Here is a 779-nt window from a genome sequence, read left to right on the forward strand (position 1 = left end):
ACTCGTGCTCGGCGTCGGGAATCTCCTCCGGTGTCAGCGCCGGTACCTCCTTGCGCTTCAATTTGGTTGCCCTCCAATCGAATCCACATAGTGCGTTAATGGGCTGCCCGGGGCCTCGGTCAAGGGAAACCGAAATTCTGACCCGCGTGCTCGAAGCAACAATGCGTGACCCTTCCAGGTCGGGCCCCGGCGCCCAGGCTCACGTGCGGGTTCACAGGACCCAAGGGAACATCGGCGTCGGCGAGCAACCCGAGCCCATTTTCACGCCCGCGAGGCGTCCCGGAAACGGGACTGGGGGCTCACGTAAAAATGCCCGCGAAACGGTGACCGTCGTGAGGCATGGAAAGTGGGCTGTCGATGTCGTCTCGTGCCGAGATCACCGCGAAGTTCGCCAAGGCATATGTGAAGGCCTCGAAGGTGGAGAAGGGCAGGATTTTGGATCAGGTGGTGGGAGTCACCGGCTGGTCGCGGGACAATGCTCGGCGTCGGTTGACGACCGCGGCCCAGCCACCTGGAGCGGGCCGTCAGGTCGCCAAACAGCCTCGCCGGCAACGCATGCCGAAATATTCCTATGACGCGCTGAAGGTGCTGCAGAGGGTCTGGGCGGCCTCGGGTGGGCAGTGTGGCCGGTACTTGGCCGCCTCGATGGCCCTGCAGCTGGCTGCATTGGAACGCCACGGCGAACTGGTGGATGGCCAGGGCCGCTACAGCCCGCAGGTGCGTGCCGAGCTGTTGGCGATGAGCAGCGCCACAATCGACCGGTACCTGCGCGGCGCTAA

1 pseudogene is annotated in these 779 nt (G+C 64.3%); it reads left to right on the forward strand.

Going from position 1 to position 779, the window contains the following annotated elements:
- Positions 1-339 precede the first annotated feature (339 nt).
- Positions 340-779 (forward strand): annotated as a pseudogene (locus AC5Y49_RS24785) (integrase); the annotation flags it as partial.

This window comes from Mycobacterium sp. NGS62 (assembly GCF_059812285.1).